The sequence below is a fragment of the Saccharopolyspora sp. NPDC000359 genome (genome assembly GCF_040300525.1).
Classification (GTDB): domain Bacteria; phylum Actinomycetota; class Actinomycetes; order Mycobacteriales; family Pseudonocardiaceae; genus Saccharopolyspora.
In genome coordinates this window covers 36,097-56,586 of the sequence record NZ_JBEPDU010000034.1, presented here as the reverse complement: position 1 = coordinate 56,586, position 20,490 = coordinate 36,097, and the positions used below count along the sequence as shown (strand labels likewise).

Genomic DNA, 20,490 nt, shown 5'->3' with positions numbered 1-20,490 from the left:
GCAATCGTCGTCTGGGCGGTCGGGGGTGAAATCCAGCTGCGGACGGGGGGCTCCGGGCGACAGGAAACGCCATGCGGTACCGCGCTGTACCGATGGGGCTCCGGTGGCACTCAGCGTCACCATTAGCATCTCCGGCCGGCGTATTCGTGACACCGGTACCGAACCGTTACCTTTCCCGTCAAGCCGCTGTCTTTCGATGCCCAAGCACTATAAGCCCCAGGTGACGGGATAGCACCGGGGGCTTTTTCCCATTCGACTACGGCAATCAGGGGTTGTCACGCCGAGTGGTCAAAGTCGGCGAACATGCGCCACCGTTTTCACTCGTTCAGCCCAGCACGCGGCCGACGCCGCTCCGCACCCACGGGCGAAAGGCCAGGTCGATCCGCGACAACCCGTCATTTCGGGCCGCTGACCTGGCAGTACCAGACAGTAACCATGGTTAGCGGGCGACCCGCCGACGACCACCGACCAGCACCTGAGATGCTGGAAATCAACGGACCGCGTGGCGATCACCACACTGTCGATCCAGCGCGGGAAGTGGTTAGAATTCCCCGCCTCCGCCGGCCCGCGCGCGCCCGGCGGGCCCACCGCGAAGTCCCAGGAAGGATGCATGAGCAACGCAACGCAATCCGCGCTGCGCGGCAGCCCAGGTGACCAGCCCGGAAATCCGCGGTCGGCCTTCGGCGGAATCGACAAGAGCGCGGTTCGCACGACCCAGGACCGCCCTGATTTCACCGCTATCGAGCAGAGCCCGGAATTCCGCGCGCTGCGTCGACGCCTGAAATGGTTCGTTTTCCCGGCGACCGCGTTTTTCCTCATCTGGTACCTCGGCTACGTCGCGGTCGCCGCCTACGCCCGGGAATTCATGGCCCGCCCGCTGATCGGCGAGATCAACGTGGGCCTGGTCCTGGGTGTCGCCCAGTTCGTCACCACGGTCGGGCTGACCACGCTCTACCTGCGGTTCGCCCGCCGCCGCATCGACCCGAAGGTCGACGAGATCCGACAGGACGCGGGAGATCTCCAGCGATGAACGACCAGCAGCTGATGCCCGCCGACAACGCGATCATCAACACCTCCGTCTTCGCGGCGTTCGTGCTGATCACGCTGTTCATCGTGTACCGGGTGAGCAGCCGTGGCAGCTCCAGCGACTACTTCGTCGCGGGCAGTTCGTTCAGCGGCGCGCAGAACGGCATCGCGCTGTCCGGGGACTACCTCTCCGCGGCGTCCTTCCTCGGCATCGCCGGGGCCATCGCGGTCTACGGCTACGACGGCTTCCTGTACTCCATCGGCTTCCTGGTCGCCTGGCTGATCAACCTGCTGCTGGTCGCCGAGCGGATGCGCAACACCGGCCGCTTCACCATGGGCGACGTGCTCAGCTTCCGAATGAAGCAACGCCCGGTGCGCGCGGCGGCCGCCGCCTCCACGCTGGCCATCACGATCATCTACATGATCGCCCAGATGGCCGGTGCGGGCGGTCTGGTCGCGCTGCTGCTGGACGTGCACAGCACGTTCGGCCAGGCGCTGGTGATCGCCGTGGTCGGCCTGGTGATGATGGTCTACGTGCTGGTCGGCGGCATGAAGGGCACCACCTGGGTGCAGATCATCAAGGCCGCGATGCTGCTGCTGTGCGTGGCCCTGATCACGATCTTCCTGCTCGGCAAGTTCGGCTACAGCATGACCGACCTGCTGCTGGGGGCCGCGGAGAACAACCCGAACGGCCGGGAGATCTTCGCCCCGGGCGTCCAGTACGGGAAGTCGGAGCTGACCCAGCTGGACTTCGTGTCGCTGTCCCTGGCGCTGGTGCTGGGCGTCGGCGGCCTGCCGCACGTGCTGATGCGGTTCTACACCGTGCCCAACGCCCGCGAGGCCCGCCGCTCGGTGGCGTGGGCGATCTGGGTGGTCGCCGCGTTCTACATCTGCACGCTGATCATCGGCTACGGCGCGGCCGCGCTGGTGGGCACCGAGGCCATCCAGAACGCGCCGGGCGCGGAGAACTCGGCGGCGCCGCTGCTGGCCTACCGCATCGGCGGCACCGTGCTGCTGGGCATCGTCGCCGCGGTCGCCTTCGCGACCATCCTGGCCGTGGTGGCCGGGCTGACGCTGACCGCATCGGCGTCCTTCGCGCACGACATCTACGCCAACGTGATCCGCCGCGGTGACGTCGACTCCGACGACGTGGTGAAGGTGGCCCGGATGACCGCGCTGGTGATCGGCGGGGCGTCGATCCTGGGCGGCATCCTGGTCAACGGCCAAAACATCGCCTTCCTGGTCGGCCTGGCGTTCGCCTTCGCCGCCTCGGCGAACCTGTCCACGCTGCTGTACTCGCTGTTCTGGAAGCGGTTCAACACCCGCGGCACGCTGTGGGGCATCTACGGCGGCCTGTCGTCCTGCCTGCTGCTGGTGATCTTCTCCCCGGTGGTCTCGGGCTCCCCGGACTCGATCCTGCCGAGCGTGGACTTCGCGTTCTTCCCGCTGAAGAACCCGGGCATCGTGTCCATCCCGATCTCGTTCATCTGCGGCATCATCGGCACCTTCCTGGGCGGCCGCGACGAGGTGGACGAGGAGCGCCGGGCGGAGATGGAGGTCCGGTCGCTGACCGGGATCGGCTCGCGGCTCAGCTGACGCGCACCCCGCCGGAGGCCCCTGGGACAAGCTGTCCCGGGGGCCTCCGCCGCTTCCGGCACGCACCGCGTCGAGCGCGCCCGCCACTCCCCCACAGGTGGCGCCCGGCGGTCTGACGCCGTCGCGGACCGTCACCGGCCGCCCGGCCTGCGCGCACGAATTCGCTCTACCCAATCGGATACTGCCCCCGCCCCGGAATTGTCCATAAAATGGAGGTCGATCCGCCGAAGAGATCGCTGCCGCAACAGCAGGGGGAATGGGGCGATCCGGCGGGCGAAGTGGGGGGACACAATGCGCACCGCCATCCGCAATGCGCTGCTGAGCGCGTTCGTCGCCGCCGCGCTGCCGCTGTCCGGACTGGGCGCGCACCTGGGCACCATCGCTGCGGGAATCACGGACGCGCTGGCCAAAACCGCTGATCAGACGCGGTCCAAAGACTTCTCCGAGCCCGGTGTGCTGATCCGCTCGGCACCCAGCACGGCCGCAGACGCGCGCGGCTCCGGCGCCCCCGGCGACCGGGTCTCGGTCCGCGGTTCGGTGCCGGGGGAAGCCATTCGCTGCGCGGATGGGTCGAGCAATTCCGAATGGTTCGAAATCACGAATCGGCGCACCTCGGTCAGCGGTTTCGTCAGCGCCTGCTACCTCTGATCCCGCGCCGCGGCCCGTCGGCGCCGGTCAGAAGTCCTGGTCGCAGCCGCGCAGCCCCGGCGGGCGCAGTCGCCGCAGGTGCACGTACCGGGTCAGCCGGATCGCCGGGCGGACCGCCAGCTCGCAGCTGCCGAGCAGGAACAACCAGGTGCCCGCGGTCGCGGTGGACTCCTGGAAGAACAGCAGGCTGCCGATGATGAACCAGAGCGCGATGAGGAAGTCGTTGCCGATGCTGAGCACCTCGTAGCGCTGCCGGACCACCAGCTCCTCGTGGCCGATCCGCAACACCCACTGGTTCGACTCGGCGGGATCGCTCATCCTCCGATTGTCGGCTCCGGGCGCCGATCCCGCAGTCCCGCCGCCGGAGCCCGCCAGCCGGCGAAGTCCACCCGGTCGGGGTGTATCCAGCAAATCTGCTGGCATTCCGGTGGGGACTTCGGGAATCTTGGTCCCAGCAGGCCGAATCCGGCCGCGAACCCCTGATTCTCCCAGCAAGGAAGGAAATTCGCATGTCCGCTTCCAGCACCACCGCCCCGAACCGGCTCGGCGCGCGCTCGTCCTGGGGCGTGCGCGTGGCCCTCGCCGCACTGCTCGCGGTGGCCACCGTGCTGCTCGGTGCCACCAACGCGCGCGCTGCGGCACCGCCGGAAAACCCTTGTCCCGAGGGGAACTTCTGCGTGTGGACCGAGCAGGACCACGCCGGGCAGCGGCACGACGTCAGCATCCACACCTCCACCTTCGAGATGGAGCGCTGCGTCGCGCTGGAGCACGAGGGTGAGGCACTGTCCTTTGTGAACAACACCGGTCACCAGGTCACCGCGTACCAGGACCCGCACTGCGACACCCACGCCGACTTCGCGACCTACCCACCCGGGGCACACGCGCCGCAGTCGACGTTCGTGGTCCGGGCCATCAAGGTCTGGTCGCACTGAGGGAGCGGTTCAGCACGCGGTGCGGGCCCCGACACCCTCCTGGTGGGGCAACCCCGATGCCTCACCAGGTACCGCAGTCCTGAACCCGCAGCCGTTCAGCGGACCAGGTCCCGCATCAGCCCGAGGAGCCGCTGGGCGGAGTTGTTCCAGGTGAACTTCGCCGCCTGGCCCCGAGCCGCGGCGACCAGCTCCTCGCGCGCGCTGGCGTCCTCCACCCGGCGCACCGCGGCGGCGAAGTCCTTCGACGACCCGGGGTCGAAGAACTCCGCGCAGCCACCGGTGACCTCGTGGAAGATCTCCAGGTCGCTGCAGACCACCGGCGTCCCCGCGTTCATCGCCTCGATGATCGGCAGTCCGAACCCCTCGTCCCGTGAAGCGGTGACCAGCGCGCTGGCCCGACCGAGCAGCCGCTGGTAGTCGCCCTCACCGATACCCCGCCAGAAGACCACGTCCGCGCCCGGCGGCAGCTGCGCCCGCAGCTCCGCTTCCCGCTGCGGCGCGATCCGGCTGACCAGGTGCAGCCGGTACCCAGGAAGGAGGGCCATGCCCGAGATCAGGGTTTCCACGTTCTTGTACGGCATGAACGAACCCATGTACACGAGTTCCCGAGGACCGCCCTCGTCCGCCGCGGTCGCGTCCGGCTCGCCTCCGGGCAGCGGTGACGGTGCATTGTGGACGACCGTGACCGGGCGCCGGGTGAGCCGGTGCTCGGCGATGAGCTTCCGCGTCGTCTCGCTGACCGTGACCACCGCGTCGGCGCGGTTCAGCATCACGCGCTGCGGCCAGAACGCCTTGTGGTACAGCCGCCACGCGATGCGGACCGGCAGCGGCAGGAACCCCGGGGGCTCCGGGTGCCGGTAGTAGATCAGGTCGTGCAGCGTGAGGACCAGCCGGTACTCGCGGCGGAACCCCCCGATCACCTGCAGCGGGCTGAACACCACGTCGGCACCGAGCCGGTTCAGCGTGCGCGAGAGCCACAGCTCGCGAGGTGAAAACGGGCTGTTGACCTTCAGGTGCGGAACATCTTCCGGCAGCAACCGCAGCTGCCGCTCGTCGTGGATCAACATCGTCACCGGATGGAGGTGATGCAATGCTTCGATCAGGCTCGCCCCGTAGCGGCTGATCCCGTCGTGCTGATCGGTGCGCGTCCAGCGTGCGTCGACCACGATCTTCATCGTCCCGGTCTCGTCGGCACGCTGCTCGGCGGTGCCCACCTGTCCCCTGCCCGCGCTGCTCATGGCGTTCCCAGGAAGCGCTGGACCGCTTCGGCCGCCGGACCCGGTGTCTCGTAGTGCACCAGGTGCCCGACGTCCGGGATCACCACGAGCTCGGCGTTGGACATCCGGGCGGCGAGGGCCTGCTGGCCCGCCAGCGGTGCGATCTCGTCGGATTCCCCGGCGATCAGCAGCGTCGGCAGGTGGATGTCGTCGGCGTGCTCGGCGACGGTGTGCGCCGTCGACGCGTCGAAGGTCTCGCTGACCAGGGCGGGGCTGTGGAACCGGCTGAAGTAGCGCAGGTGGTTGGTGTCGATGAACTCGCGCAGCTGCTTGTCCTTGGTCCGGGTCATCGCCCGGCTCGCCGCCAGCACCACCCAGCGGTTGCTCAGCAGCGAGTGCCCGGCCCGGAGCGGCAACCGCTTGCCCAGCGTGTAGTAGGCGGAGGTCAACCCGGACAGCAGCACGCGCGGCCCGCGCAGCGCGGGGGTGGCGATCGGGTTGATCAACACCAGCTTGCGGACGAGCTCGGGCGCGGTGGCGGCCACCCGGGCCGCGATGATCGAGCCGAACGAGTGGCCCAGCAACACCAGCGGCCGCTGGCGACCGCCGAGCTGCTCGATCAGCTCGCTGATCACCTTCGCGTAGCCGACGACGTCGTGGCGCTGCCCGGTCATCGGTCCGGAGTCGCCGAACCCGGGCAGGTCGGGGATGACCACCCGGTGGTCGGGCAGGCCCGCGGCGATGAGCTCCAAGCCGTGGTGCGTGCCGCGCAGCCCGTGCACCATCAGCACCGTGTCAGCGCCGACCGGGCCAACCGGCCCGTCCGCCGCGCCAGGTCCGTCCGGCGCGCCGGGACCGGTCGCGACCCGGGGGTCGGCACCGGCGAGGTCGTCGCGGTAGGTCCAGTAGTGCAGGTCAGCGCCGCTGATCCGCACCGCCCGCTCGACGGGGTGGAGTTCCGGGGTGACCACGGCGGCTCAGCTCGCCAGCTCGGCGCGGATCTCGTCGAGCTCGACGGCACCCGCCGGGTCGATCACGTGGTGGTAGATCGACTCGAACCGGCCGAGGACCTCGTCGATGTCGTGCCGGGAGACCAGCCGCTCGCTGGCCTTGCCCATCCGGTCGATGGTGGCGCGGTCGACCAGCACGTCGTCGATGGCACGGGCCAGCGCGTGCACGTCGCGCGGCGGGTAGAGCCAACCGTTCCCGCCCGGCTGCACGAGGTGCGGCAGCGCCATGGCGTTGGCCAGCACGACCGGGGTGCCCGCCGACATGGCCTCCATGGTGGCCAGGCTCTGCAGCTCGGCGATGCTGGGCATGCAGAACAGGTCGGCGCGGGCGTAGGCCGCCAGCAGCTCCTCCTCGCTGAGGTAGCCGTGGAACTGCACCCGGTCGGCGACTCCGAGCTCCGCGGCGAGCTGCTCGAAGGCGGCGCGGCGGCTTCCGTTGCCGACGATCTCCAGTCGGGTCGGGGCCTTGGTGCGCAGCAGCGACATCGCGCGGAGCAGGTCGTCGATGTGCTTCTCCTCGTCGAGGCGCCCGACGAAGAGCACGGTCCGGGTCTCCGGGTCCGGGTTCTGCGCACGGTAGCGCTCGGCGGGCCGCCGGTACCGCTCGACGTCGATCCCGCAGGAGACCGGGAGCGCCACGTCGGCGAACCCGTTGTCCTGCAGCAGCTGGACGGCGCGGGGAGTCGGCGCGGTGACCAACTGCGCCTTGCTGTAGTGCTTGATCAGGTTGCGCCACAGCAGGCGGCCGGCCGCGTCCTGCAGCACCTGCGGAACCTTGATGTAACCGAAGATGTTCTCCGGCATGAAGTGGTTGGTGGCCACCAGCGGCAGGTCGCGCTGCTGGGCGGAGTTGATCAACCCTCGGCAGATGAAGAAGTGCGACTGCACGTGCACGACGTCGGGCTGGATGTCGGCCAGCAGCTCGTCGGCGCGGCGGGCCTGCCACGGCATGATGCCGCGGATCGACGGGTGGAACGGCGAGCCGTAGGAGGGCACGCGGTGCACCGTCACCCCGTCCTCGACCTCGAGGTGCTCGGTGCGGTCGGAGGAGTGGCAGACGACGTGCACGTCGTGGCCGCGTGCGGAAAGCCCGGTCGCCAACCGGTGCCCGAAGTTCGCCGCACCGTTCACGTGGGGCGGGTAGGTGGTCGCACCGACCACGATCCGCAGCGGTCGGCTGTCCGGTTGCGAAGTCAAGAGGAACTCCCGTCAGGACGATCTGTCGAACTCGGTCCGGCAAGATCACTACTGCCGGTCACCGGAGCGGGCTCGCGCCGCTCCTGGGTGTCGGGGTGGTAGCGCGCGAGCGCGAACACCCCGATGCAGGCCACCACCGCGCAGAGGGCCTGGCCGGTGGCGGTCCCAGCGCTGACCTGGTCGGCCTCGCCGAGCAGGCCGATGCCCAGGCCGACCGCGACGATCGGGTCGATCACGGTCAGGCAGGCCACCACGAGGTCGGGCGGGCCGCTGGCGTAGCCGTGCTGCAGCAGCCAGCCGCCCACGACCATCGCCACGGCGATGCCGAGCAGGGGGAGGGGGTTGATGTCCAGCAGGTCGGTGGTGCCGAGCTGCTGCGCGACAGCACGCATCAGCAGCGACACGTACCCGTAGGCGATCGCGCACCCGGCGGCGAAGAGGATGCAGCGCACCTTCGACCGGGTCAACACGGCCAGCACGCCCACCGCCAGGACGGCGGCGGCGACCAACTGGGTGGCCGTCAGCTGGACGTCCCCGGCCACCGGGGTGGCGGTCGCGCTGCCAGCGGCGAGGAAGACGAACGCGGCGACGCCGCCGGTGGCCGCGGTCACCGCGAGCAGGACGTTGGGGTTCAGGTCGCGGACCTGAGTGCCCTGCTGGCGGGCGTTCAGCAGCACGGTGATCGGCAGCGCCAGCACGCCGATCGGCTGGACCACGCTGAGCGGGGCGAGGCCGAGCGCGCAGGCGTGCAGCACCGCGCCGGTGCCGAGCGAGGCGAGGCCGACCAACCAGCGCGGGTTGCGGACGAGCTTCGACTGGACCCGCAGGCCCAGGCCGGAGCCATCCATCGTGTCGTGGACCGCGGCGTGCTGCATCCGCGCCCCGACCGCGTTCCCGAGAGCCCCCAGTGCGGCGAGCAACACCGCGAGCGCAGTCATCTCGAACCACGCCCAGTCGCCGGATTCAGGTAGGGCTGCACGACCGGGTCAGTCCTCTTCAGCAGTCTGCGGGAACGTTCGACTACCGAACACCCTAGTCGGCGACCCATGTCACGTCCCGCTGTCGAGGCTCGCGGCGTCCACCGCGGCGGCCTGCTGCCCGCGTCGGGATCCACCCCAGGCGGTTCCCGCCTTCGCTGTCCGTCCACACCGATCAATCTCGCGCTTCGCGGGTCCGACTCACATCCGGGGTCGGTCCCCCAATTTCCCTGAGACGGTCCAGGCTCGCATTTCGCGGAACCGGGCGCGCCGCGGGGCCGATGCACCCGGCGAACGACCCACCACGCGCCGCTGACCAGGTGGAACGCGATCTCCATCCGTGACCCTGAGCACCTCCGGGGATCTCCGTGCTGACCCTGACCCGCGCACTCGCCGATGCGCTGCGAAACGCCATTGCGGCGCTGCGTGAAACACCGGCCGAATAAGCGTGAACCGTGCCGGTGAACGAAAGCCGACGGCCCGACGAATCGAGCGGGAAGAACAGCGCGGGGTCCGGAACCGCTGCGCCCGCGCACGGTCGAGCTGCGCCGGGCGCGCCCTCCGCGTGCGCTTCTGCGCTGGCCGCCGGATACACGTGCTCGACTCTAGAACAACGATGCTGAGGACCCTGTCAGCAACACAACCCATCTGGTCCGGATGTCCGCCGGGATTGCCGCCCCGACAATCCCGGTGAATCCGGAGCAGCCGTGAAAACACCCCGCGAACTGGGCAATCACCCTTTTCGAAGATCAACTGTTCAGCTCGCGAGCGGTGACCGAGACTACACATCGCCAACATCACGCCAGGATCGGTGAACTCGCGCACCGAAACAGTTCAGTCACGACCAGTGATCTACTTCGGTGCCACTCGGGAATCGCCGCCCGGCCGGGTGAGACGATGCAATCGTGGCCGCCGATTCTGATGCCGTCGCCCGGTCGAAACGACACGCGGAACCGGATCGCCCCAGCGGCGCCGGGAAGCGCGGCACGACCGGCGCGAAGACCGCCGTGGTGCTCGCCCTGGTCGACGCCGCCCTGCTGACCGCCCTGATCACCACCGCCTACACCGCGGTGGGCACCATCCCCGGCCTGCCCGACCCACCGTCGCTGGTGCGCTTCGGCCTGCCCGCCGCGCGGGTTGTGCTCGACCTGGCCGCGCTGGCCACGGTCGGCCTGAGCATGCTGCCGAAGCTGCTGGGCTTCGACCGACCGAAGCAGACCGAACCGATCATGGCGCTGGCCCGGCGGATCACCGTGATCACCGCGCTGGTGTGGATGCTCGCCGCCCTGGTGTCCCTGGTCCTGCAGGCCGCGGAGCTCAGCCCGGACCGCGCGGTGACCTTCCAGCTGATCGTCGACTACGTCGCGAACGTCCCGGCCGGTCCGGGTCTGCTCGCCAGCGCTGGAGCGGGTCTGGCCTGCGCCGCGCTGGGACTGCTGGCCATCCGGTTCGGCGAGTCGGTGCCCGCCGAGCTGCGCACCATCGTCGCCCTGCTCGGCCTGCTGCCGATCCCGCTGACCGGGCACGCCACGGACTGGCGGTACCACGACTTCAGCATGATCTCGATGGAGCTGCACGTGATCGGTGCGGCGATGTGGACCGGCGGGCTGGCTGCGGTCGCGGTGTTCGTCGCGCCGCGCCGCGGGTTGCTGGCCGAAGCGCTGCCGCGCTTCTCCAAGCTCGCCACCACCGCGTTCGTCGTGGTCGGTGCCTCAGGCCTGTTCAACGGCCTGATGACGCTGCTCATCACGCCGAACGTCGGTCTGCTCGGCCTGGTCACCACCGGTTACGGCCAGATCATCGTGGCGAAGGCGGTCTGCCTGGTGGTGTTGGGCGCGGTGGCGGCGCAGATGCGCTTCCGCCTGCTGCCGCTCATCGCCCGCCACCAGCACACCGCGCTCCTGGGCTGGGCAGCCGCCGAGGTCGCGGTGATGGGTGTGGCCTACGGGCTGGGCGTGGTGCTCTCCCGCGCTCCGGTCGTCATCTGACCCCGCGGGACGAGCCGCTGCCAAGCTCCGCTGTCCAGCAGGAACTGCAGGAACCACCACAGCCCGGCGAACAGCACCACCACGTACGCCGCCGACCAGTAGTCCGAGGGCGGCGCGGCCAGGTAGGTCTGCTGCAGCGACAGCGCCGCGTAGGACACGGCGGTCACCGCCACCGCACCGACCAGCGGCCGGATCCGCGCCGCGAGCTGGAACGACAGGTCGATCGCCACCGCCCCTGCCAGCAGGAAGAACGGCACGGTCGAGATCGGGAAGTCAGCGGCGGCCAGCAGCCCCCAGGCCACGCAGCGGAACGCCAGGTAACCGGCGGCGATGGTGGTCGCGGTCCACCTGGTGCCGACCAGCCGCCGCGCCAGCACCAGGGTCCCGAGGCCGGTGAGCACCGCCCACGACGGGTAGACCCAGTCCGGCACCGGCAGCGTGAAGTGCTCGACGGCGATCCGGTCCAGCGGCCGCCCCAGGTCGTCGGCGGCGAACTGCAGCAGGATGTCCTCGGCGTAGGGCGTGCCGCGGTCCCAGGCGGCCAGCCCCAGCACGCCGTACTCCTGGTGCTGGTTCAGGAACAGGAAGTTGTCCACCACCGTGAACCACAGGAAGCAGGTGATCGGGTGGGCGTACCGGTCGCCGCGACCGTGCTGCGCCCAGCCGCGGATCAGGCCGATGCTCATGAACCCGGTGCCGATGTAGAGCAGCGCGTGCGACGGGCTCCACGCGGTGATGTCCAGGCCGTTGACCCGGTGGTTGATCACGTCCAGCGGGGCGGCGACCAGGAAGATGCCGAGCCCCCACTGCATCCAGCGCAGCGTGGCGCGGTCGGCGCCGATCCCGGTGTAGGTGTGGAAGACCACCAGCCCCACCACGATCACCGTGCCGACGGTGTTGATCAGGTGTGGCGGCGCGAGGTCGTCGCGCAGCCACTTGAAGTGCCAGCAGATGTCCCAGGTCGCGCCCGCGATCTTGAAGACCATCGCGAGGACCCACCAGCGGTAGAGCGCGACCACGAGCTGCCGGGGCGCGTCCCGGCCCGGCTCGCCGCGCGTCCAGTGGCCGCGGACCAGCTCCGCCGTCGTCCCCGCCATCGCGTTCACCTCCGCTTCGCGACGTCCACGCGACGACGGTAGTGCGGATTCGATCAGCGGAGCCGGTCATCGGCGTACCAGCCAGTAACGTTTTGGTGAACCCGCTGCGATCAGCGCGGGATCTTCAGCACCTGGCCGACGTAGATCAGGTCCGGGTTGGCGATCCCGTTGACCCGCGCGATCTCCCGCCAGTCCACGCCGAGCCGCGCGCCGATCTCCGACAGCGTGTCGCCCGGCTGAACCACGTAGGTCTCCTCCTTCGGCGGAGGTGGCGGCGGGGGCGGCGCGCCAGCCCCGGTGAGCACCTCCAGCGGCACCATCGAGACGTTCAGGTCGGTGTTGCCGCCGATGCCCGGCACCTGCCCGTCGGACGCGTGCTGGTGCACCACCACGCGGTCGGTCAGGTAGCCAGGCTCGCCCGGCGGGCGGCCGTAGTGCGCCACCCACAGGAACACCCCGGGGTCCACCCAGGTGTCGGTTGCGAGCTTGTCCTGGAACCACGACGACGAGGCGTACACGACGACCTCGTGGCGGCCGGTGTGCCCGCGGATGGCGTCGATGAAGCCCTTCACCCAGGCGCCGAGGTCCGGCGCGTCGGTCTCGATGTCCAGGCACGGCGGCAGGTTCCCGGCCGCGCTGGAGTCCAACCGCGCCAGCTGGGCGGCGAAGTCCGCCGCGTCCTGCTGCGGGGTGTTCGTGTCCGGTCGGGCGAAGTGGTAGAGCCCGGTGACCACGCCCGCGCCGCGGGCCCCGGCCAGCTGGGCGTCCAGCGTCGGGCTGACGTACCCGACGCCCTCGGTCGCCTTGATGTAGCTGAAGACGTATCCGGCGCCGCGAACCGCGCCCCAGTCCGGTTCCCCCTGATATCGCGCCACATCAATGCCGGGAATGCGTTCGGCCATGATCGGACCCCCTGAGCTCGGCCTGCTGCGGGGCCCCAAGATATCGAAGTCGCCGGAACCCGCAGTCCCGCCGTTCAGGTCAAGAGAACCACCCGATCGGGGCATCTCAAATCGAGAGCCTCCGAATTCTCGAATCAGCAATTGCACGACCGGGTAACCCCACCGACTGGAATGCACCCGATCAGCCGATCAGGGAGGACCGGTTTTCAGCCCCGCGGAGCAGCCGCTGGCCACGCACCGCACGGGCCCCGGTGGGTCCCGGGAACCGGCAGGCAACCCACGAGCCCACCGGACGTCTTCCCAACAGCAGAGCAGTGACCCACGGACCCCGCCGCGCAGGGCGGGAACGGGAGGTGGTCGTCGTGACCGCGAACCGACTGCGGACCATCGGACTGCGGACGCTCCAGGCGTCCGGAGCCGTGCTGATCGCCGGGCTGATGACCGGGTGCGGCCAGGCAGCCCAGACCGGCCAGGTCATCACCGAACCGGTCTCCAACCCCCAGCCACCGGCAGCCGCGATGGAGGCGCAAGCGCCCGAGCTGCCCCAACCCCCCGCCGAGCAGTCCCAACCGGTCACCGAGGCCTCCAGCAGCCCCACCAGCACCACTGCCCAGGCCACGCCGGAGGTGCAGGAGCCGCGGGCCAGCAAAGGCACCCGCTGCCACACCTCGATGCTCACCGGTTCGATGCAGAACCCGGATGCAGGCGCCGGGCAGCGCTACGCCGAGCTGACCCTGACCAACAGCAGCGGCGAGACCTGCACCCTGTACGGCTACGGCGGCCTGCAGCTGGTCGACGCCTCCGGCCACCCGCTGCCGACCGACGCCAAGCGCACCCCGAACCCCGGCCCCTCGCTGATCACGCTGGCCCCGGGTGAGTCGGCCAGCGCCACGCTGCACTGGACGGCGGTCCCGCACGAAGGCGAACCGACCGACGGCCCGTGCGCGCCCACCCCATCCCGCCTCGAGGTCATCCCGCCCGACGAGACCGACCCGCTGGCGGTCACCTGGAACGCCGGCCCGGTCTGCGGCTTCGGCACCATCGACGGCACCGCCTACCACCAGTGACCCCGCCGCTGGGCGTGCCGCCCGCGCACGCCCGGCCGGGCGCGTCGCCACCGGAACGCGGCGCCGCATTTGGCTCGATCGGATGAGTTGTGCTGTGGTGGCAGCATGATCGAGCCAACGGATCGAGAGATCACCGGACGTCACGGCAACCTGGTGGTGCGGGAGTGGGCCGCGACCAACCCCGGCTGGATCGCGCTGATCGCGCACGGGTACGGCGAGCACTCCGGGCGGTACCAGTGGGTCGCCGAGCAGCTGGTGGCCGCCCGCGCCCACGTCGTCGCACCGGACCACGTGGGGCACGGGCGCTCGGACGGCGAGCGGGTGCTGTTCTCCGACGCCGAGGAGATCGTGGCCGATCTGGAGACGCTGCGGCAGGAGATCACCGCCGAGCACCCAGGCCTGCCGGCCGTCCTCATCGGACACTCCATGGGCGGCATGCTCGCCGCCCGCTACGCGCAGGAGCACCAGGAGCACCTGGCGGCGGTCGTGCTCTCCGCGCCGGTGCTGGGCACCTGGCACGTGCTGGACCTGCTGGAGCACGACGAGATCCCGGACACTCCGATCGATCCGTCGACGCTGTCCCGCGACCCCGAGGTCGGCGCCGCCTACGTGGCCGACCCGCTGGTCTGGCACGGCCCGTTCAAGCGCCGCACCCTCCAGGCGATCGACAACTGCCTGCTGGCCATCAACGAAGGCCCGACGCTGGAGAAGCCGACCCTGTGGGTGCACGGCGAGGACGACGAACTGGTGCCGGAAGCCGACACCCGCACCGGCATCGACCGCATCCGCGGCAACGAGTTCCACGAGCACATCTACCCAGGCGGCCGCCACGAGCTGTTCAACGAGACGAACAAGGAAGAGGTCACAGCAGACGTGCTGACCTTCATCGCCCGCTCGCTCAATTCCTGACGGCTCCGGACCGCCTCGCGTGGCGGGGCGGCCAGCGGAACCTCACCGCCCTAGACGCTGGTGAAGGGACCCTTCGCCGCCTCACTCGGCGAAAGTGCCCTTCACCGGCTGGAGTGCGGGTGCCCAACTCCGGTTGCGGCCCACTTCCGACCTCGGAGGTCCGTGTCGGGGGGCCTTCGTGCTTCACCTGCTGCTGCCCCAACGCCTGGGTGGTGGCTGGCCGCGTTGGTGTGCCGTGTGCTGGGGGTGGGCGTCTTGGCGCGATTTCAATGGAGGTTGGGCGTCTGACCTCCATTGGGGTTGGTCGTTGGTCGCAGGGGTAACGAGTATTAGTAGCCGGGAGTAGGAATCTCGATCATTACTCGATCGGGTGGGGCGTGTCGCTTGCGAAGTTGCAGGTCGGGCGTGGGGCGGGAAGCTTGGGGAGCTGACTGACGTTGGCCCGCAGGCGGACCTCCCGCCCTGCCGGGGGTGGATCGAGTGAGGCAGCCATGGACGTCGAGCGCGCTCAGGACCTGATCGGCACACCGGTGTTCGACCGCAACGGCAACCGGGTTGGCCGGGTCGGCAACGTCTACGTCGACGACGTGACTCAGCAGCCGGAGTGGGTCACCGTCCGGATCGGGCTGCTCGGCGTCCGGGAGACCTTCGTCCCGCTCACCGGGGCGATCGCCGAGGAGAACCGGCTCGAACTCGACGTGGACCGGGACCGGGTGAAGAACGCCCCGCAGGTCGAAGCCGAGCAGGGCCACCTCTCCCCAGAGGAGGGCCGCGACCTCTACCACTACTACGGCGTCGACCAGGGCCACGCCGAGCAGGTCTCGGAGTAGCCCACCGCGCGCAGGACCGCCCGGCCGCGCAGCCACTTCCAGCAGCGCGACGAGGCCCGGGCCGGCGCACCCAGCGCTATGACGCCGGACACAGCCGCTCGGCAGTGATCAGTGCTCGCCCAACCGGTTGGCGGTGCGGGACAATTCACCCGCGATGAAGAACGACAACGAGCTCGAGCTGCTGATCACCGTCGTCGTCGGGGCCGATGACGAGCATTCGGCGCGCGCCGCCTGCCGCGACCTGGTGCAGACCGTGGGCGGCCGGGTGGTGGCCTCCGGCGACTGCTCCGACGAGGAACCGGGCTGCTGGTCGGTCACCATCAGCCGGGACTGCGCGGAGACCGGGCAGCACGTGGCCGGGTTGTCCCGGGCGGTGCGCAACTTCCTGCGCGAGCTGGGCCCCGACTACGCCCGCCACCGGGTGGCCTGCGAGCCGCCGACGGCGTGGACCGTGGTGGACCACCCCGAGCTGGTCGGCGCGCTGGTCCGCGGCGGCGAGCGGCTGCTGGTCGAGGCGTGGGCCGGTGGCTCGCTGCTGTTCGGCCGGTCCGAGCCCGTCGACCCGGACGAGCCGCCCGCGCCGGTCCCGCCGGCGGTCGGCGAGTTCGACGAGCAGGGTCGACCGCGGCCCAGGTTGGCGCTGGTGGTGGACGTGGTGACCGACCGCCGCGCGGGTGCGGAGTGGCCCGCGCGCGCCGTCGCCAGCCGCCTGTCGCGCACCGCCGACATCGCTGGGTACTCGGTGGAACCGCCGGTGGTGCGGGTGTCGCTCGACCTCGGTCCCGCGGTGGGCGAACCGGCGGAGATTGTGCAGGGCGCGGTGTCGGTCCTGGGCGGCAACGGCTGGTCCCGGGTCTCCACCGAGGGCGACGGCGCCACCGCCCGGTGGGCGGCGGCCCCGATGCCCCCGTCGGGTGTCGCCGCCATCGAGGTCACCGCGAACTCCACTGTGGACTCCACCAGCCGCGCCTGACCCGCGACCTCCCAGAATCCGGGAACCTGAATTCCAGGGAAACAGCAAGGAAACGTGGGGTTCGCTCGCGTTCTGTCGCCCCGCCGGGGGATCATCGGTGCAGGTGATCACACACCGCGACCAGACCGTGATCAACTTCATGCCCCTGCCTGCGCCCCCGGCCGGGCGGGCAGCTAACTTGTGGACCGTCACAGCCCCCGCCCCACTTCGGAGGACCGGACCCACATGGCAGGCGTGGAAGAAGTTCGCGCAGGCATCACGTTGGCCAACCAGAAGATGCAGGAGGGCATCGCCGCCCTGCAACAGGCGAACCTCGTGCTGGAAGAGGCCCAATCCGCGCTCGTCTCCGCCACCCAGGGCAGCGCTCAGGAGGACATGCAGCACGCGCACGGCATGCTCGCCGAGGTGATGCAGGTGATCAACGGCGCGCAGGGCTCGATCCAGGCCACGATGTCCTCCGCCGAGGCCTACGCGGGTCGGCTGTAGCACCGTGTCCGCCCTCGAGGAGCTCGCCCAGGCGCTCGGTGTCGTCGAGCAGCACCTGACCGACGCCGGTGCGCACCTGGGCACCACCCGGACGTCGTTGGGCGAGGCCGAGAAAGCGCTGGTCAAGCTCGACCCGGAGCACCCGGAGACGGTGGTGCCACCGAGCCTGCACCGCGCGGATGACCAGATCGAGCGAGCGCAGGACATGATCGAGCAGGTGCTGACCACGCTGCGCGACTTCCTCACCCGGCTGTGAGCGGGCGGTGCCACCGGGGGTGGAACCTCGGCTGCGCCCGCCTCCGGCACCGCCAGCACGCGGCGGAAAACCGGTTCGGCGGTTGGTTTTCGCCCAGGTTGATGCGTCAGATGGGTTCTGCCCGGTCATCCGCCGGGTGGTACTTTGATCACAATCAGTAACTCTGCTTCCGAGGTGGGGTGTGGGTAGACGCAACGAGCGGCGGAGCCGCGTCGAAGCAGCCTTCGAGCGCCTGCGCACCAGCATCGCCACCGCGCTCGGCGCCGCCGACAACGCGCGCGACCGCGTCCTCGCCGACTGCGCGCAGCAGGAGTTCGCGCTCCGCATCGCGCAGGCCGGGACCGCGGCCGCGGACCGCGATCCGCAGGAGATCGGTGACCCTGCCAACCCCGCCTTCCAGGCCGCGATGCGGGAAGCGCTGGACGCGCGCGCCGAGATCTACGCCGAGTGGACCAGCAGCGGCCCGGACCAGCTCGCGCAGCTGGTGGCCGAGGTCGCGCCCGGTTCGGCCGGGCTGCCCTGGTCGGAGTGGCTCGGCCAGGTCGGCACGCGGGAGTCGTCCGCCCCGCCACCCGAGCTGTGGCGGCTCGGCACCGCGATCGTGCCGGACTCGCCGGATCCGCAGCCCTTCCCCGCCGCCGTCCCGCTGCTCGACGAGTCGCACCTGCGGATCACCACCGACGGCAACCCGGAAGCGGCCGAAACCCTGGTGCAGAACCTGCTGCTGCGGCTGCTCGGCCACTTCCAGCCGGGCGCGGTGCGCCTGCACGTCTGGGACGTCGCGCAGCTGACCGGCACGCTGCCCGGCCTGTACCCGCTGACCCGCGCCGGGCTGCTCACCGCGCACGACCCGACGCGGCTGGACGAGATGCTGGACGCGCTGACCGACCACATCCGGCGGATCCACACCAGCGCGCTGCTCGGCGGGCACACCTCGCTGCGGGCGCTGGCCGACGAAAAGGGGCACCGCTCCGAGCCGTGGCGGATCGGCGTGCTGTTCGGCAACGGCGAGCCGCTGCGCGAGGAACAGCAGCAGCAGCTGCAGCGGATCGCGCGCAGCGGGCCGGCCTGCGGCATCCACCTGGTCGTCGTGGACCTGTCCCTGTCGGTGAACAGCGCGATTGAGTCGGTCCGGCTGATCGGCGACGACCGCGCGCGCACCAGCACCACCGGCCCGGGAGCCGTGGTGCAGCTGGACGAGTCGCCCTCCCGCAACGAGGTCACCAAGGCGTGCGCGGCGATCGCGGAGGCGTTCCTGGCCCGCCGCGCCCGGGTGCGGACCTTCGAGGACCTGGTGCCCGAGCAGTACTGGGCGCACAGCTCGAAGTCCGGGCTGCAGGCCCCGGTCGGGTTCAACGAGGGCGAGCCGGTGTGGATCACGCTTGGCGACAGCAGCCCGCACACCCTGATCGGCGGGCCCAGCGGGTCCGGCAAGACGAACTTCCTGTACGGCATGCTCGGCGGGCTGGCCGCCCGGTACTCGCCGGACGAGCTGGAGCTCTACCTGCTGGACTTCAAGGAGGGCGTGTCCTTCGCCCAGTTCACCCCGGGCAAGCGGGACCCGAGCTGGTTGCCGCACGCCCAGCTGGTCGGGGTGAACGTCAACACCGACCGCGAGTTCGGGTTGGCGCTGCTGCGGTTCCTGGCCGCCGAGATGCGGCGGCGCGCGGAGGCGGCGAAGGAGCACGAGGTCACCAAGCTGGAGGAGCTGCGCGCCGAGGACCCGGGCGGCCGGTGGCCGCGGATCGTCGCGGTGATCGACGAGTTCCAGTACCTGTTCGCCGAGCGCGACAACGTCACCACCCAGGCCACCGCGCTGCTGGAGGACGTGGCGCGGCGTGGCCGCTCGCAGGGCATCCACCTGGTGCTGGCCAGCCAGGACGTGTCCGGCATCGAGGCGTTCTGGGGCAAGCCGGCCATCTTCGAGCAGTTCATCCTGCGGATCGCGCTGCCCAAGGCCCGCCGGGTGCTGGCCGAGCAGAACCTGGCCGCGATGGAGCTGCCGCGCTGGCACGCGGTGGTCAACCACGAGTCGGGCGTCAAGCACGGCAACGAGATCGCCCGCATCCCGGACGCCACCGCGCGCAACACCTTCGACGCGCTGCAGCTGGAGCTGTGGAAGCAGCTGGACGAGTCCGCCGCGCCGCCGCGCCTGTTCGACGGCTCGAACCTGCCCGCGCTGTCCACCCTGGACGACTACCGGCAGCTGTCCGCGCCGGTGCCCACGCCGAAGGTGCTGCTCGGCCAGATCATCGACGTGGCCGGGACCGCCGCCGCGGTCCGCCTGAGCCGGTCGCCGGGGCGCAACATCGCGGTGATCGGCTCGGTCCGGGTGGACGCGGTGAGCGCGCTGGGGGCGGCGGCGCTGTCCCTCGCCCGCCAGCACGTCCCGGGCGACATCAAGTTCACCGTCGCGGGTCTGCTGGACGACGTCGACGACGACGTCCAGCGCGTCGTCGACGAGCTGGGCGCCATCGGCCACGGAGTCGACCGGGTCGGGCTGGACGGCATCGCGGAGGCGCTGACCGGGGTGGCCGACTCGATCGACGGCCGGTCCGGCGCCGACGTGCCGCACTGCCTGCTGCTCTACGCCGCGGACGCGGCGCAGACGACCCTGGAGCGCAAGGCACCGGGGCAGCCCAGCGGGCTGGACCACCTGCGGAAGATCCTCAAGCAGGGCCCGGAGTCCCGGGTGCACGTGATCGGCTGGTGGCGCAGCGTCCAGCGGGTCAAGAACACGCTCGGCATGGGCCCGGTGGACGACATCGGCGCGTGGGTGGCCTTCGACGTGCACGGCCAGGAGCTGTCCACCTTCGCGGCCGGGCAGGTGGTCAGCTGGTCGCCGCGGGCCCGGCGCGGCCTGTTCTTCGACCGGGCGGTGCACTCCCGGCCCGAGGTGATCCTCCCGTTCGACCTCGGTGAGCCGAGCTCCCCTCAGGTCCCGCAGCAGCGGTCCGCCGAGCACGTCGAGGTTTGGGAGGAAGCCGGTGACTGACCAGGTTCCGGCATCGATCCGGTACAAGGAGCTGACCGCGCTGGCGACCACGGCCGCCCAGCAGCTCCGCAAGCACGAGCGCGCCAGGGCGACCGAGCTCGGCGAAGCCGTCGCCGCAGGTCAGAAGCGCAAGGACGAGGCGGAGGAGCAGCGCCAGCAGGTCGTCGACGACGTCCGGGTGCGCTGGAAGGCCGCGATGGAAGCCCTCTGGGACGAGCGCTGGATGCAGGTCAGGGGCCTGCCCGAACCGGACCGCTCGGCCCCACCGGCGACCCCGGAGGACTCCCGCCGCCACCTCCAGGATGCCTTCATGGAGCTCTACAACTCCCTGGAGAAGCCACGCTTCGGCTCCGGCATCCTCCCCCGTCGCAAGAAGTCCTGACC

At 70.5% G+C, this 20,490-nt stretch carries 20 protein-coding genes; 13 read left to right on the top strand and 7 right to left on the bottom strand.

Translation table 11 applies throughout. The features are described 5' to 3' along the window. Positions 1–502: 502 nt before the first annotated feature. The 3 genes from ABT324_RS21545 (at position 503) to ABT324_RS21535 (ending at position 3,270) form a co-directional block, all read left to right on the top strand. Positions 503–1,030 carry a DUF485 domain-containing protein gene (locus tag ABT324_RS21545; protein ID WP_351180317.1) on the top strand — a complete coding sequence of 176 codons (528 nt, stop codon included), beginning with the start codon at positions 503–505 and terminating at the stop codon, positions 1,028–1,030. Then, the gene (locus ABT324_RS21540; protein WP_351180314.1) at positions 1,027–2,622 is read left to right on the top strand and encodes a monocarboxylic acid transporter; all 1,596 of its coding nucleotides are present in this window, start codon (positions 1,027–1,029) and stop codon (positions 2,620–2,622) included. Before ABT324_RS21545 ends, ABT324_RS21540 begins: the two co-directional genes overlap by 4 nt. Before the next feature lie 291 nt (positions 2,623–2,913). Then, positions 2,914–3,270 carry an SH3 domain-containing protein gene (locus tag ABT324_RS21535; RefSeq protein ID WP_351180312.1) on the top strand — a complete coding sequence of 119 codons (357 nt, stop codon included), beginning with the start codon at positions 2,914–2,916 and terminating at the stop codon, positions 3,268–3,270. A 27-nt stretch (positions 3,271–3,297) separates the two neighbouring features. Here ABT324_RS21535 and ABT324_RS21530 read toward each other — a convergent pair whose 3' ends face one another. Further along, positions 3,298–3,588 (bottom strand): YrhK family protein, encoded by a 291-nt coding sequence (locus ABT324_RS21530; RefSeq protein ID WP_351180309.1) that lies wholly within the window; start codon positions 3,586–3,588, stop codon positions 3,298–3,300. 191 nt (positions 3,589–3,779) lie between these two features. Here ABT324_RS21530 and ABT324_RS21525 point away from each other — a divergent pair, with 191 nt between their 5' ends. Further along, entirely contained in the window at positions 3,780–4,202 is a 423-nt protein-coding gene (locus ABT324_RS21525) for a peptidase inhibitor family I36 protein (RefSeq protein ID WP_351180306.1), read from the top strand. Positions 4,203–4,297: 95 nt separating this feature from the next. Here the strand turns inward: ABT324_RS21525 and ABT324_RS21520 are convergent, their stop codons facing one another. Genes ABT324_RS21520 through ABT324_RS21505 form a run of 4 tightly spaced genes read right to left on the bottom strand, consistent with a single transcriptional unit; the run spans position 4,298 to position 8,564 of the window. Next, a complete protein-coding gene (locus ABT324_RS21520) occupies positions 4,298–5,440 on the bottom strand; it encodes a glycosyltransferase family 4 protein (RefSeq protein ID WP_351180303.1) in 1,143 nt (380 codons plus the stop codon). Further along, positions 5,437–6,390, bottom strand: coding sequence for an alpha/beta fold hydrolase (locus ABT324_RS21515; RefSeq protein ID WP_351180300.1), 954 nt, complete (start codon positions 6,388–6,390; stop codon positions 5,437–5,439). The genes ABT324_RS21520 and ABT324_RS21515 overlap by 4 nt, the downstream gene beginning before the upstream one ends. Positions 6,391–6,396: 6 nt before the next feature. Next, complete coding sequence (locus tag ABT324_RS21510; RefSeq protein ID WP_351180297.1) at positions 6,397–7,626, bottom strand: glycosyltransferase; 1,230 nt, start codon at positions 7,624–7,626, stop codon at positions 6,397–6,399. Continuing rightward, a complete protein-coding gene (locus ABT324_RS21505) occupies positions 7,623–8,564 on the bottom strand; it encodes a DMT family protein (RefSeq protein WP_351180294.1) in 942 nt (313 codons plus the stop codon). The genes ABT324_RS21510 and ABT324_RS21505 overlap by 4 nt, the downstream gene beginning before the upstream one ends. Before the next feature lie 944 nt (positions 8,565–9,508). Between ABT324_RS21505 and ABT324_RS21500 the strand changes: the two genes are divergently transcribed. Further along, positions 9,509–10,591, top strand: a complete 1,083-nt coding sequence (locus ABT324_RS21500) for a CopD family protein (protein WP_351180291.1) — start codon at positions 9,509–9,511, stop codon at positions 10,589–10,591. Here ABT324_RS21500 and ABT324_RS21495 read toward each other — a convergent pair. Then, entirely contained in the window at positions 10,546–11,688 is a 1,143-nt protein-coding gene (locus tag ABT324_RS21495; RefSeq protein WP_351180288.1) for a hypothetical protein, read from the bottom strand. The two genes, ABT324_RS21500 and ABT324_RS21495, sit on opposite strands and share 46 nt — an antisense overlap. 110 nt (positions 11,689–11,798) lie before the next feature. Then, complete coding sequence (locus tag ABT324_RS21490) at positions 11,799–12,590, bottom strand: GH25 family lysozyme (protein ID WP_351180285.1); 792 nt, start codon at positions 12,588–12,590, stop codon at positions 11,799–11,801. Positions 12,591–12,952: 362 nt separating this feature from the next. Between ABT324_RS21490 and ABT324_RS21485 the strand changes: the two genes are divergently transcribed. The 8 genes from ABT324_RS21485 to ABT324_RS21450 all read left to right on the top strand — a co-directional run bounded on the left by ABT324_RS21485 (position 12,953) and on the right by ABT324_RS21450 (position 20,488). Beyond that, positions 12,953–13,657, top strand: a complete 705-nt coding sequence (locus ABT324_RS21485) for a DUF4232 domain-containing protein (protein WP_351180282.1) — start codon at positions 12,953–12,955, stop codon at positions 13,655–13,657. A 105-nt stretch (positions 13,658–13,762) separates the two neighbouring features. Next, the gene (locus tag ABT324_RS21480) at positions 13,763–14,566 is read left to right on the top strand and encodes an alpha/beta hydrolase (protein ID WP_351180279.1); all 804 of its coding nucleotides are present in this window, start codon (positions 13,763–13,765) and stop codon (positions 14,564–14,566) included. 491 nt (positions 14,567–15,057) lie between these two features. After that, positions 15,058–15,396: a PRC-barrel domain-containing protein gene (locus tag ABT324_RS21475; protein ID WP_351180276.1), complete on the top strand. Its 339-nt coding sequence runs from the start codon at positions 15,058–15,060 to the stop codon at positions 15,394–15,396. A 154-nt stretch (positions 15,397–15,550) separates the two neighbouring features. Continuing rightward, positions 15,551–16,369 carry a hypothetical protein gene (locus tag ABT324_RS21470; RefSeq protein ID WP_351180273.1) on the top strand — a complete coding sequence of 273 codons (819 nt, stop codon included), beginning with the start codon at positions 15,551–15,553 and terminating at the stop codon, positions 16,367–16,369. Between the two features lie 225 nt (positions 16,370–16,594). Continuing rightward, a complete protein-coding gene (locus ABT324_RS21465) occupies positions 16,595–16,855 on the top strand; it encodes a hypothetical protein (protein ID WP_351180270.1) in 261 nt (86 codons plus the stop codon). A 4-nt stretch (positions 16,856–16,859) separates the two neighbouring features. Then, a complete protein-coding gene (locus ABT324_RS21460; RefSeq protein WP_351180267.1) occupies positions 16,860–17,111 on the top strand; it encodes a hypothetical protein in 252 nt (83 codons plus the stop codon). 181 nt (positions 17,112–17,292) lie between these two features. Further along, entirely contained in the window at positions 17,293–20,106 is a 2,814-nt protein-coding gene (locus ABT324_RS21455) for an FtsK/SpoIIIE domain-containing protein (protein WP_351180264.1), read from the top strand. Beyond that, complete coding sequence (locus ABT324_RS21450; RefSeq protein ID WP_351180261.1) at positions 20,099–20,488, top strand: hypothetical protein; 390 nt, start codon at positions 20,099–20,101, stop codon at positions 20,486–20,488. Before ABT324_RS21455 ends, ABT324_RS21450 begins: the two co-directional genes overlap by 8 nt. Positions 20,489–20,490 lie beyond the last annotated feature (2 nt).